Source organism: Micrococcus sp. TCR-5, assembly GCF_052220525.1.
In the GTDB taxonomy this organism is placed as follows: Bacteria; Actinomycetota; Actinomycetes; order Actinomycetales; family Micrococcaceae; genus Micrococcus; species Micrococcus luteus.
In genome coordinates this window covers 56,377-68,943 of sequence record NZ_JBQPDO010000005.1, presented here as the reverse complement: position 1 = coordinate 68,943, position 12,567 = coordinate 56,377, and the positions used below count along the sequence as shown (strand labels likewise).

Genomic DNA, 12,567 nt, shown 5'->3' with positions numbered 1-12,567 from the left:
GTCAGGCGTCCGTGCCGCGGATCCCGGCGGTGGACTCGATGACGCCGCGCATCTTCTTCTCGAGGGCCTCGAAGAACATGGACAGCGGGAACTCGTCGTCGAGCACGAGGTCGGTGTAGCCCTTGGGCGGACCGGCGAGCACCTCGCGCGGCAGGCCCTGCGCCCACACGGAGGCCGGGTGCGGGGTGACCACGGAGGCGACGAGCTCGTAGGCCTGGAGCCAGTGCACGGTCTTGGGGCGGTCGATGGACTCCCAGTAGAGCGTGTCGATGGCGTCGCCCAGCTCGACGACGGCGTCGGCGAGCCGGTCCCAGTCCACGCTGAGCTCGACGTCGCGCCACTGGATCACGTCCTTGCGGTGCAGCCAGGCGAAGAGCAGCTGGCCGCCGAGGCCGTCGTAGTTGCGGACGCGGGAGCCGGTGAGGGCGAAGCGGAAGACGCGGTCGAAGAGGACGGCGTGCTGCACGAGCCCGGCGTGGCGGCGGGTCTGCTCCTCGAGCGCGGTGAGCTGCTCACCGGCGGCGGCGCGCGCCGTGAGGCGGCGCTCGATCGCCACGCACTCGCGGAAGGCGGTCATGTCGCAGCGCATCTCCTCGAGCGTGTAGAGGAAGAAGGGCATGCGCTGCTTGATCATGAACGGGTCGAAGGGCAGGTCGCCGCGCATGTGCGTGCGGTCGTGGATGAGGTCCCACATCACGAAGGTGCCCTCGGCGAGCTCCTGGCTGGAGAGCAGTTCGGCGAGCTCGGCCGGGAGCTCGAGCTGGGTGACCTCGGCGGCGGCGGTGACGACCCGGCGGAAGCGGGCGGCCTCGCGGTCCTGGAAGATGGCGCCCCACGTGAAGGTGGGGATCTCGCGCATGGCCACGGTCTCGGGGAAGAGCACGGCGGAGTTCGTGTCGTAGCCGGGGGTGAAGTCGATCAGGCGCAGGGAGAGGAAGAGGCGGTTGCCGTAGTCGCCGGCCTCCAGTGCGGCGATGAACTCGGGCCAGATGGTCTCGACGACGAGGGCCTCCACGTGCCGGTCGGGGGAGCCGTTCTGCGTGTACATCGGGAAGACCACGAGGTGCCGGACGCCGTCGACACGGTGGTCCTGCGGCTGGAAGGCGACGAGGGAGTCCAGGAAGTCGGGCTCGGCGAAGCCGCCGTCGGCCCAGCGGGCGAAGTCGCGGGGCAGGGTGGCGAGGTAGGCGGCGTCGTGCGGGAAGAGCGGGGCGAGCTCCTCGACGGCGGCGACGATGGTCTCCACGTGCTCACGCGCGGCGGCGTGGTCCGCGGGGTCCGGGATGGAGCCGTCCTTGACCTGCAGGGGCTGGAGGGCGGTGGCGGCGGCCTTGAGGCGGAGCCAGGCCGGGTGGGTCTCGACGGTGCGCGCGTCGGCCGGGGTCTCCGGAACGACGACGTCGGTCCGGGCGGGCTGCAGAGTGGTGGACATGGAACCCTCCTGAGGTCGAATCGCCGGAAAATATCCGGTGAGGCGGATCACTTGCCGGAAGGGTTCCATGAGGGCACGGGGCTGTCAACCCGGCGGCCGGGGCCGGCTGATAGCGTGCGGCGCATGGACGACCCTGTCGACGCGCGGCTCGCGGCCGCCGTCTCCCATGACCCGCGCGCCACGCTCGCCCAGCTCTCCGAGCGGGTCGGCCTCTCGACCTCCGCGGTGCAGGCGCGCCTGCGCCGGCTCGAGAGCACGGGCGTGATCACGGGCTACCGCGCGTTGCTCGACCCCGAGGCCGTGGGCAAGCCGCTCTCCGCCTTCATCGAGATCAGCCCGCTGGACCCGCGTCAGCCCGACGACGCCCCCGAGCTCCTCGAGTCCATCGCGGCGATCGAGGCGTGCCACTCCGTGGCCGGCGACGCCGCGTACATGCTCTTCGTCCGCGTCGGCTCCCCGCGGGAGCTCGAGGCGCTGGTGACGGAGATCCGCCAGACGGCGTCGGTGTCCACCCGGACCACCGTGGTGCTGCAGACCTTCTACGAGCACCGGCCCATGCTGGAGCTCCCGGTCGAGGACTGAGGGCGGGCGCTTCGGCCCCTCCGGTCACGCGAGAGGTCGGAATGAGGGCGGATCTGACGCTCATTCCGACCTCTCGCGTTCCCGGCTGCGGCAGCGGGCACTCGGCCGTCCGTCCCCGCTACGGTGATCCCGTGCGTCCGACCTCGCCCCGTCCCGCCCCCGCCTACCTCACCGACTCCGTCCCCGCCCGTCGCGGCCACCCGCTGGGGTTCGCGCACCGGGGCGCCGCCGTCGACCGGGAGAACTCCCTGGCCGCGTTCGTGGACGCCCACGCCGCCGGATTCACCTACCTCGAGCTGGACGTGCGCACCACGGCGGACGGCGAGCTCGTCGTGTTCCACGACGAGACCCTGGACCGCGTCAGCACGGGCCGCGGCCGGCTGCGCGACCACACGTGGGAGCGGCTGGCGGACGTCACGGTCGGCGGGGAGCCGCTGCTGCGCTTCACCGAACTGCTCACGGCGCTCCCCGAGGCGCGCCTCAACGTGGACCTCAAGGACCGCGCGTCGGCCCCGGCCCTGGCCCGCATCCTCGCCGAGCACGGCGCCTGGGACCGCGTGCTCGTCGCCTCGTTCCACGACTCGCAGCGCCGCCTCTTCCGGCGCGCCCTCGCCCGCCTCGGCCACCCCGAGCGGGCGTACGGGCCGGAGCGGGTGGCGACGTCGGGCGGGGCGGCCGCCATCGCGGCGCTCGTGACGCTCGGCCCGCTGGGACTGACCCGCTGGCTGCGCCGGTACGCCCTCGACGTCGACTGCGTGCAGGTGCCCGTCCGGCACGGCCGCGTGCCCGTGGCCACCGCCGACTTCGTGCGCCGCTGCCACGCGGCGGGCCTGCCGGTGCACGTGTGGGTCGTGGACGAGCCCGCGGAGATCGAGCGCCTGCTCGACCTCGGTGTCGACGGGATCATGACCGACCGCGCCGACGTCCTCGCCGAGGTCTACGCCCGCCGCGGACTCTGGCCGCATCGCTGACCCCCGCCCCCTCAGAGCATCTTCGGCAGCAGCGCCCGCTTCATCCGCCCGTACGGCGGGTACGCGGTCTTGAGCGTGTCCACCTGGTCCGACTTCGTGATGGACGGGCGCAGGTGGGAGAACGTCTCGAACCCGTGGATGCCGTGGTACACGCCCATCCCGGACGCGCCGATCCCGCCGAACGGCAGCGTCGCGATGCCGGCGTGCAGCAGGCCGACGTCGTAGCCGAGGCCGCCGGCCTGCACCTGGTCGTCGAACGCGCGGTGGTAGCTCGGCCGGTCCGTGAAGAGGTAGGCGGCCAGCGGGTGCGGGCGCTCCGCGATGAAGTCCAGGGCGTCCTGGAAGGTGTCCACGGTCAGCACGGGCAGGATCGGGCCGAACAGCTCCTCCTGCATGAGCGCGCCGTCGGGCCGCACGCCCGTCACCACGGTCGGCGCCATGTACCGTCCTGCCACATCCACGTCGCCGCCGACGAGCAGCTCGGCGCCGGCGTCGAGGTCCGTCTGGAGCATCTCCCGCAGCCGCTCCGCGTGCTCGGCGGAGATGAGCCGGCCGTAGTCCTTCGACGCGCGGGGGTCGTCGCCGTAGAACTCGCGCAGGGCGGCGGGGATCTCGGCGGTCACCTGGCGCAGCGCGGCCTCGCCGACGGCCAGCACGTAGTCCGGGGCCACGCACGTCTGGCCCGCGTTGGTGAACTTCGCCCATGCGATGCGGCGGGCCATCGCGCCCGTGTTCCGCGACGGCGTCACCACCGCCGGCGACTTGCCTCCCAGCTCGAGCGTCACGGGGGAGAGGGTCTTCGCCGCCGCCTCGTAGACGATCCGGCCCACGCGCTCCCCGCCGGTGTAGAGGATGTGGTCCCACGGCTCCGCCAGCAGCGCGGTGTTGCACTCCTTGCCGCCCGCCACCACGGAGACCAGCGCGGAGTCCAGGTACTGCGGCACCAGCTCCCGCAGCGCCGCCGCCGTGGCCGGGGCCTTCTCCGACGGGCTGAGCACCACCGTGTTGCCGGCCGCCAGCGCACCCACGACCGGGGCGAGCGCGAGCTGCACCGGGTAGTTCCACGCGCCGATGACCAGCACGAGACCCTTGGGCCGCGGCCGGACCTCCGCGCTCGCGGGCCGCAGGGCCAGCGGCAGCTTCACGGGCCGCGGCTCCATCCAGTCGGTCAGGTGCAGCAGCGCGTGGTCCACCTCGGAGCGCACCGAGACGATCTCCGTGATCAGCGCCTCGGTGGCCGGCTTGCCCAGGTCCGTGCCGAGCGCCGCGACGAACCGGTCCGCGTGCTCGGTCAGCATCCGCTTCAGGCCCTTGAGCTGGCGCACCCGCACCGCGCGCGGGTGGGCGGCGCGGGAGCGGGCGGCGGCACGCAGCCGCTCGACGGCGGCCCGCGGCTCCTCGGGTCGGGGCCCGGCCGGCGCGATCGGCAGGGCCTCGGTGGGCAACGGCTCGCGGACCGGATCGTCGGCGGGGGAGTCGGTGGTCAGACCGGGGGGCTGCGTGCTCATGCCGGCCACGCTACCGAGCGGCCCTGTGCGGCGGCAGGGCGGGGCGCCGTCGTCGTCCCTCGGCCGCTGGTGTCGCCCCGACGGGCGCCACGGCGTTTTCGTTCGGGAAACGGCGCACGCGCCCGGCCGTTTCCCGAACGAAAGCGGTGCGACACGCCGCCGTTTTCCGAACGAAAGCGGACGGGGGGGAGGGCTCAGCCGATGACCGCGTCCACCAGCTTCTGGGCCTCCGCCTGCACCTGCGTCAGGTGCTCGGGGCCACGGAAGGACTCCGCGTAGATCTTGTAGACGTCCTCGGTGCCGGAGGGCCGCGCCGCGAACCACGCGTGCTGCGTGACCACCTTGAGCCCGCCGATCGGGGCGTCGTTGCCCGGGGCGTTGGTCAGCGTCGCGAGGATGGTCTCGCCGGCCAGCTCGGTCACGGGGACGTCGTCGGGGGAGAGGGTCTTCAGCTTCGCCTTCTGCTCGGCGGTCGCGGGGGCGTCGATGCGCGCGTACGCCGGGTCGCCGTGCAGGGCGACGAGGTCGCGGTACCGCTCGGACGGGGACTGGCCCGTCGCGGCGATGATCTCCGCGGCCAGCAGGCACAGCAGCAGCCCGTCCTTGTCGGTGGACCACGGGCTGCCGTCGAACTGCACGAAGGACGCGCCCGCGGACTCCTCGCCGCCGAACACGCCGGTGCCCGTCAGCAGGCCCGGCACGAACCACTTGAAGCCCACCGGCACCTCCACGAGCTCGCGGCCCAGGTCCCCGGCCACGCGGTCGATCATCGAGGAGCTCACCAGGGTCTTGCCCACGCCCGCGCTCTGGGGCCACTGCTGGCGGTGGCGGTACAGGTAGTCGATGGCCACGGCGAGGTAGTGGTTCGGGTTCATCAGCCCGCCGTCGGGGGTGACGATCCCGTGCCGGTCCGCGTCGGCGTCGTTGCCGGTGGCGACGTCGAAGGGCGCCTGCCCGTCCGCGTCCGGGGTCATCCGCTCGATCAGCGAGGCCATCGCGTTCGGCGACGAGCAGTCCATGCGGATCTTGCCGTCCCAGTCCAGGGTCATGAACCCGAACCGCGGGTCCACCTCCGGGTTCACCACGGTCAGATCCAGCCCGTGGCGGTCGGCGATCTCGCCCCAGTACGCCACGGACGCCCCGCCCATGGGGTCGGCGCCGATGCGCACGCCCGCCTCGCGGATCGCCTCCACGTCGATCACCTGCGGCAGATCGGACACGTACCGGTCCAGGAAGTCGAAGCCGCCCAGCTTCGCGTGGCCGGCGACGTCGGCGCTCGCCACCCGGTGCACGCCCGCCAGCCCGGCGGCGAGCAGCTCGTTGGCGCGGTCGGCGATCCACGTGGTCGCCTCGGTGTCCGCGGGGCCGCCGTGGGGTGGGTTGTACTTGAAGCCGCCGTCCGCGGGCGGGTTGTGCGAGGGGGTGATCACGAGGCCGTCCACGAGGCCGGCGTTGTCCCCGTCCACCGCGAAGCCCGACGGCGACAGCTCGCGCCCGGCGTTCAGGTGCAGGATCGCGTGGGAGACGGCGGGGGTGGGCGTGTAGCCGCCGCGGGAGTCGACGAGCACCTCGACGTCGTTGCCCAGCAGCACCTCGACGGCGGTGTCCTGCGCGGGCCCGGACAGGGCGTGCGTGTCCTTGCCGACGAGGACCGGCCCCGTGATCCCGTGGTGCGCGCGGTACTCGACCACGGCCTGCGTGATGGCGGCGATGTGGTCGTCGTTGAACGAGGTCGTGAACGCGGAGCCGCGGTGGCCGGAGGTGCCGAACACGACCTTCTGCGCCGGGTCCGTCACGTCCGGGTGACCGGTGTGGTACGCCTCCAGGAGGGCGTCGACGTCGATCAGGTCCTGCGGCAGGGCGGGGGTGCCGGGACGCTCGGCGGCGGGCAGGGCGGCGGTGTTCTCGGTCATGTGCCACACCTTGGCACGGGCGGGCGGACGGGGGAAGACGCGCGGCCCACCGGGGCGACGCCGGCGGTCACTCCCGGCAGCCGGCGCACAGCCCCCAGTAGTAGACCTCGGCCTCGTCGACCGCGAAGCCGTGGCCCTCGGGGGCGTCGAGGCACGGGGCGGAGCCGGTGCGGCACGGCACGTCCACGACCGTGCCGCAGCCGCGGCACACGAGGTGGTGGTGGTTGTCGCCCGTGCAGATCTCGTAGCGGGCCGGGGAGCCGGCGGGCTGCAGGGAGCGCACGAGCCCGGCCTCGGTGAGCGCGTGGAGGCAGTCGTAGACGGCCTGGTGCGAGGTGCCGGGCAGGGCCCGACGCACGGCGGCCAGCACGGTGGACGCGTCCGCGTGGGGGTGGTCGGCGAGGGCGGTCAGCACCGCCAGGCGGGGCCGGGTCACGCGCAGGCCGACGCCGCGCAGCAGCGTGCGCTCGTCCTCGTCCCGCGTCGTGGTCTCCATGCCAGTCGATCCCATCCGGTTCTCTGGAACATGTCAAGAAAGAGCGGGCCGCTTCGCCCCCGGCGCACCGGCCATTCCCCGCCGTGCCCGTGCTGACTACGGTGAATCCTCGACCCCGGGGCGCACCGGCCCGGGCGCCGTCGACGAGGAGGTCCCCACCCATGGCCCAGCCCGAGCCCGTCCGTCTCGTCCCGGGTGGAGCCGTGGACCGCCCGGCCGAGCAGGCCCTCCTCGCGGCCGCCGCGGCCTGCGACGGGGACGTCGACGCGATGGTCGAGCTGCTCCGTGCGGCGTCCGGCGCCGTGTCCGGCGACGACGCCGCCCCGCTCGACCTGCCGCTGACCGGCGCGGGGCGCACCCGGGAGCAGTGGGAGCTGCTCGCCTCCGTCGCCGCGCAGGACCTCTCGGCCGCCCGCGTGCTCGAGCCCCATCTGGACGCGCTCTCGATCCTGTCCCAGGCCGGCGTCCCCGCCCCGGCCGGGCTGCTCGGCGTCTACGCCTCCGAGTCCGGCGGCCGCACCCCCGCCCTGCGCCCCGTCCCGGACGGCCCCGACACCGCCTGGCTGCTCGACGGCGAGAAGCCGTGGTGCTCGCTCGCGGACCGGTGCGCGGCCGCCGTCGTGACCGGCCGGGAGGCGGACGGCACCCGCCGCGCCGTGCTCGTGGACCTGTCCCACCCCGGCGTCGCCGAGACCGACTCGGCCTGGCCCGCGCTCGGCCTCGCCCCGATCCGCACGGTGGGCCTGGCCTTCGACGCCGTCCCCGGCAGCGCCGTCGGCGGCGCCGAGTGGTACCTGCGCCGGCCCGGCTTCGCATGGGGCGGCATCGGCGCGGCGGCGGTGTGGTTCGGCGGCGCCGTCGGCATCGCCCGCACCCTGCGGAACGCCACCGCCGCCCGCGCGGCCGCCGAGGCCGAGGGCCGCGGACCGGGCCCGGACCAGATCGGCCAGGCGGCGCTCGGCCGCGTCGACCGGCTGCTCCATGCGATGGCCGCCCTGCTCGCCCGTGCCGCCGACGACGTGGACGCCGGCCGCTTGGACCACGGCCGCGGCATGGTCGAGGCCGACCGGATCCGCGGCACCGTGGCGCAGCTGTGCACCGAGGTGATGGACGTCGTCGGGCAGGCCACCGGCCCCGGCCCGCTCACCGGCAGCGCCGCGCACGCCCGCGCCGTCGCCGACCTGCAGGTCTACCTGCGCCAGCACCACGGACACCGCGACGACGCCCGGCTGGGCGCCGCGCTCCTGACCGGCGAGACCGACGGCGGCTGGACGTGGTGAGCTTCTCCCACACCGACGACGGCACGTCCGAGGCGGCCTGGGCCGAGGGCGGCGTCGGCGAGCTGCCGGAGCTGCGCCTGCCCGTCTGGGACGCGGAGACGCTGCTGCTCGTGGCCGTGGCGCACCCGGACGACGAGACCCTCGCCGCCACCGGCCTGATCCGCTCCGCCCTGCGCGACGGGGCGCGCGTGCACGTGCTGGTCGCCACCGCCGGCGAGGCCTCCCACCCGCACTCGCCCACGCACACGCCCGAGGACCTGGTCCGGCTGCGCCGGGACGAGATGGAGCACGCCCTCGACGCCCTCGCCGCCGGCCTGCCCGCCTCCGCAGGCCCCGGCTCTCCGGCGCGGGACCGGCTGACGTGGGCGTCCCTAGCCCTGCCCGACTCCGGCGTGGCCGAGCACGAGGACGCCGTGCGCGACGCCGTCGCCGCGGCCCTCGACGCCCACCCCGGCCCCGCCGTGCTCGCCTCCCACGACCCCGGCGACGGCCACGCGGACCACGAGGCCGTGGGCCGCGCCGTCGGCGCGGTCGCGGGCGAGTGCGACCTGCCGCTCTACGCCTTCCCCATCTGGTTCTGGCACTGGGCCGACCCGGCCGACCTGCCCGCCCGCCGCTACCGACGGCTGCCGCTCACCGACGACGACCGGGCCGCCCGCCGTGCCGCCCTCGACGCGCACGCCTCCCAGGTCCGGCCCCTCTCCGACGCGCCCGGTGACGAGGCGATCCTCGGCCCCGCCGTGCTCGCCCACCACGAGCGCCCGTTCGAGGCCCACCGCGTCTCCGGCCCCGACGACGCCGACGCCCACCGGGCCGCCGCCGTCTTCGACCGGCTCTACCGGGCCCAGGAGGACCCGTGGCGCTACCTCAGCTCGTCGTACGAGGCCCGCAAGCGGGCGCTCACCCTCGCCGCCCTGCCCCGGCCCCGCTACGGGACCGTGGTGGAGGCGGGCGCGTCCATCGGCGTGCTCACCGCGGACGTGGCCGCGCGCGCGGACCGCGTGGTCGGCCTCGAGGCGTCCTCCACCGCCGTCGAGCGCGCCGCCGCCCGGCTGGCCGGCGCGCCGCACGCCGAGGTGCGCCGAGCCGTGCTGCCCGCGGACTGGCCGGCCGACGTCGCCGGCGCGGACCTCGTGATCGCCTCCGAGATCGGCTACTTCCTGCAGCCCGAGGAGCTCGACGCGCTGATCGACGACGCCGACGCCGCGCTCGCCCCCGGCGGCGAGCTGCTGCTGTGCCACTGGCGCCATCCCATCGAGGGCTGGCCGCTGGACGGGGATGCCGTGCACGCGCGCGTCGCCGCCGACCCGCGCTGGCGGCTGCGCGCCGAGCTCGTGGAGGACGACTTCCGGCTCAGCCTCCACGTGCGGGCCGCCGCCGCGACCCACGCCGTCGTCGTGGTGCCCGCCAAGGACGAGCAGGAGCGGCTGCCGGCCGCGCTCGCGGCCCTCGCCGCCGCCCTGGACCGCTGGGAGGAGCACCACGCGCAGGGCACGGCCGCGGTCGTGGTCGCCGCGGACCGCTGCGACGACGCCACGGTGGCCGCCGCCCTCGAGGCCCGCGCCGCCGACCCGCGCATCCACGTCCTCGAACTGGGGGAGCCGACCGCCGGGCAGGCCGGCGTCGGGCGGGCCCGCCTCGAGGGCGCCCGCCGGGCCCGCGCGCTGTTCCCCGACGTGCCCGCCGAGCGCCTCTGGCTCGCCTCCACCGACGCGGACAGCCGCGTCCCCGCCGACTGGCTGCTGGCGCAGACCGTGGCCGCCGGCCGCGACGAGGTGCTCGTGCTGGGCACGGTGGACGTGCACCAGGGGCCGCTGCGGCAGGCCTGGCTCCGCGGCTACCGGCACGAGGAGGGGCACCCGCACGTGCACGGGGCCAACCTGGGACTGCCGTGGTCGCTGTACGAGGCCGTGGGCGGGTTCCCGCCGGTGGCCGAGCACGAGGACGTCGGTCTGGCCGAGGCCGTGCGGGCCCTGGCGGGGGAGCGCGACGGCGGTGACGGCCGCCGGGTGCGCGTGATCGCCACCGACACCACCCGTGTGCTCACCTCGTCCCGCCTGGAGGGGCGGACCCCCGGCGGGTTCTCCGGGTACCTCAAGGCGGTGGGCCGGCCCGGGTGAGGCCGGCCGTGGAGCAGGGGTGCGGGGGCGGGCCGGGTCCGGGGGCACCGCCTAGACTCGGCACCGGACCGCGACGCCCCGAACCGGATGGACCGTCATGACCGACCCCCACGCCTCCCACGACCCGCGCCGTGAGGCCGCCCGGCCGAGCTGGTACGGGTCCGAGGCCGGTGCGGGCTCCTCCGGCACCGGCTCCTCCGCCGCCGGCTGGCCCGACGCCCCGGCCGGCGACGCCGACCGCGCCGCCTGGGACCGGGCCCCCTCGTACGCCGAGCAGGAGGAGCAGACCCGCCCCGCCTACGGGCAGCCGTACGGCTACGGCCAGGACGCGAACACCGTCCCCGCCTACGGCTACGGGCAGGGCACGCCCGGCCACGGCTTCGGAGCCCCGCTGCAGCCCGGCCAGACCGAGGGCATCGGCCGCTCGGTGGCGTCCATGATCCTCGGCATCATCTCCGTGGTGGGCGGGTTCACGTTCCTCCTCCCGCCGATCGTGGGCGTGGTCCTCGGACACCTGGGCCTCAAGCGCGAGCCCCACGGCCGCGGCATGGCGATCGCCGGCCTCGTGATGAACTACGTGTCCCTCGCCCTGCTGCTGCTCGCCGTCGTGTTCCTCGTGATCCTGGTGATCGCCGGCATGTCCCTGGGCGACTACACCTCGACCTGACCGGCCGGCTCAGCCGGCCAGCAGCAGCTCGAGGTGCGCGGCCAGGGCGAGCAGGGGCGCGGACGTGCCGGGCCGGCCGATGAGCTGGACGGACCAGTTCAGGCCCCGCTCGTCCCGGAGCACGGGCACCGCGACCGCGGGCAGGCCGAGCACGTTGACCATCGAGGTGTAGGGCGTGAACGCGCACTGCGCCTCGTAGTTGGCCTCGGGCTCCATCGCCAGGAAGTGGCCGACCGGCGGGGGCGCGGTGGCCAGCACCGGGGTCATCACCACGTCGACGGCGGCGAACTGCGCCCGCACCCCGCGCGCCCACTCCTCGAGCCGGTGGGCGGCGTCGTCGAGCTCGGCGCGCCCTGCGGCCCGGGCCGTGCGCAGGAAGTGCGCGGCCACCGCGCCCACGTGGGCCTCGGCGTCCTCCGGCAGCGGCGCCCGGAGCAGCCCGGCGGTCCACACCGTGCGGAAGTCCCGGTGGTAGTCCTCGCCGTAGTAGGGGGAGAGGTCCTCGACCGCGTGGCCGCCCGCGTCCAGGGCGGCGGCGGCCTTCGTCAGGGCGGTGAGGGCGGGCCGGGCCAGGGAGATCTCCAGGTCGGGGGCGAACGGCGAGGCCGTGGTGACGCCGATCCGGCGGACGTCGACGGCGTCCCCGGCCCGGGCGGTCTCCACGGTGCGGCGCAGGTCCGACAGCACCCGGCCGGGCAGGCCCTCGGGGGTGAGCATCACGTCGTAGAGCAGGGCGGCGTCCTCGACCGTGTGGGCCAGCGGGCCCGACACCGTGAGGTTGCGGACCGTGTCCGCGTGCTCGTCCATCGGCAGCTCCCCGCGACCGGGCTTGAGGCCCACGAGCCCGCACGCCGCGGCGGGGATGCGGATGGACCCGCCCCCGTCCGAGCCCGGGGCGAACGGCAGGATCCCCGCGGCGACGGCGGCCGCGGCCCCGCCCGAGGAGCCTCCCGCGGTGCGGGTGGGGTCCAGGGGGTTGCGGGCCGGCGCCGTCACGAGGTTCTCCGAGTAGGAGTCCAGGCCGAACTCGGGCACGGTCGTCTTGCCGAGGGTGACGGTGCCGGCCCCGCGCAGGCGGAGCGCGAGTGGGTCGTCCTGCGCGGCCGGCGGCGCGTCGGCCAGCAGGGCGGAGCCGAACCGCGTGGGCATCCCGCGCACGTCGATCAGGTCCTTGTACGCCAGCGGAAGGCCGTGCAGGGAGGCGGGGGCGCCGTCGTCGTCCGGGGCGGGGGAGGTGTGCGGACCGGGCACGGCCCGGGGCCCGACGCGCGGGTGGGCCGCGTCCAGCTCGGCGGCACGGGTCCGGGCGCCCTCGGCGTCGAGGAGGGCGAAGGCGCCGAGGTCCGCGTGGGCCTGGGCCGCGGCGAGGGCCGCCTCCGTGACCTCCCGGGCGCTCAGCGCCCCGGCGGCGAGGTCCTCCCGCAGGCGCACGGCCGAGCGGTCCAGGAGCCGGGCCGGGCCGGGGGCGGAGGGGGTGCGGTCGTCGTCGGCGGCGGGTGCGGCGTCGGAGGTCTGCATGCGGCCGAGCCTAACGGGCGTGGCCCGGGTCATGGACGGCGGGGCCTTCCTGGGACGTCCGGGCGGGTGGCTACGCTGAA

General features: G+C 75.6%; 10 protein-coding genes. 5 read left to right on the top strand and 5 right to left on the bottom strand.

From position 1 onward, the window contains the following. Window position 1: 1 nt before the first annotated feature. Entirely contained in the window at window positions 2-1,432 is a 1,431-nt protein-coding gene (locus tag ACTSKS_RS04490) for a DUF6421 family protein (RefSeq protein WP_216880180.1), read from the bottom strand. Window positions 1,433-1,555: 123 nt separating this feature from the next. Here ACTSKS_RS04490 and ACTSKS_RS04485 point away from each other — a divergent pair, with 123 nt between their 5' ends. Both ACTSKS_RS04485 and ACTSKS_RS04480 read left to right on the top strand, forming a co-directional pair. Further along, entirely contained in the window at window positions 1,556-2,014 is a 459-nt protein-coding gene (locus tag ACTSKS_RS04485; RefSeq protein WP_442927319.1) for an Lrp/AsnC family transcriptional regulator, read from the top strand. Between the two features lie 131 nt (window positions 2,015-2,145). Continuing rightward, window positions 2,146-2,985 (top strand): glycerophosphodiester phosphodiesterase, encoded by an 840-nt coding sequence (locus tag ACTSKS_RS04480; protein WP_442927318.1) that lies wholly within the window; start codon window positions 2,146-2,148, stop codon window positions 2,983-2,985. A gap of 11 nt (window positions 2,986-2,996) precedes the next feature. On the opposite strand, the gene ACTSKS_RS04475 is transcribed toward ACTSKS_RS04480, so the two are convergent. From ACTSKS_RS04475 to ACTSKS_RS04465, 3 genes are all read right to left on the bottom strand, one after another. Continuing rightward, window positions 2,997-4,493, bottom strand: a complete 1,497-nt coding sequence (locus ACTSKS_RS04475; protein ID WP_442927317.1) for an aldehyde dehydrogenase family protein — start codon at window positions 4,491-4,493, stop codon at window positions 2,997-2,999. Window positions 4,494-4,687: 194 nt separating this feature from the next. After that, on the bottom strand, window positions 4,688-6,406 hold the full coding sequence (gene pgm / locus ACTSKS_RS04470; RefSeq protein WP_442927316.1) for a phosphoglucomutase (alpha-D-glucose-1,6-bisphosphate-dependent): 1,719 nt from the start codon (window positions 6,404-6,406) through the stop codon (window positions 4,688-4,690). 67 nt (window positions 6,407-6,473) lie between these two features. After that, on the bottom strand, window positions 6,474-6,902 hold the full coding sequence (locus ACTSKS_RS04465; protein WP_036380778.1) for a Fur family transcriptional regulator: 429 nt from the start codon (window positions 6,900-6,902) through the stop codon (window positions 6,474-6,476). Between the two features lie 161 nt (window positions 6,903-7,063). On the opposite strand from ACTSKS_RS04465, the gene ACTSKS_RS04460 reads away from it, so the two are divergent. The 3 genes from ACTSKS_RS04460 to ACTSKS_RS04450 all read left to right on the top strand — a co-directional run bounded on the left by ACTSKS_RS04460 (window position 7,064) and on the right by ACTSKS_RS04450 (window position 10,969). Next, complete coding sequence (locus tag ACTSKS_RS04460) at window positions 7,064-8,182, top strand: acyl-CoA hydrolase (protein WP_442927315.1); 1,119 nt, start codon at window positions 7,064-7,066, stop codon at window positions 8,180-8,182. Continuing rightward, window positions 8,179-10,302 (top strand): PIG-L family deacetylase, encoded by a 2,124-nt coding sequence (locus ACTSKS_RS04455; protein ID WP_442927313.1) that lies wholly within the window; start codon window positions 8,179-8,181, stop codon window positions 10,300-10,302. Before ACTSKS_RS04460 ends, ACTSKS_RS04455 begins: the two co-directional genes overlap by 4 nt. Before the next feature lie 97 nt (window positions 10,303-10,399). Further along, window positions 10,400-10,969 carry a DUF4190 domain-containing protein gene (locus tag ACTSKS_RS04450; RefSeq protein ID WP_063189161.1) on the top strand — a complete coding sequence of 190 codons (570 nt, stop codon included), beginning with the start codon at window positions 10,400-10,402 and terminating at the stop codon, window positions 10,967-10,969. A 9-nt stretch (window positions 10,970-10,978) separates the two neighbouring features. Here the strand turns inward: ACTSKS_RS04450 and ACTSKS_RS04445 are convergent, their stop codons facing one another. Further along, window positions 10,979-12,487, bottom strand: coding sequence for an amidase (locus ACTSKS_RS04445; protein WP_141843446.1), 1,509 nt, complete (start codon window positions 12,485-12,487; stop codon window positions 10,979-10,981). Between the last annotated feature and the right edge of the window lie 80 nt (window positions 12,488-12,567).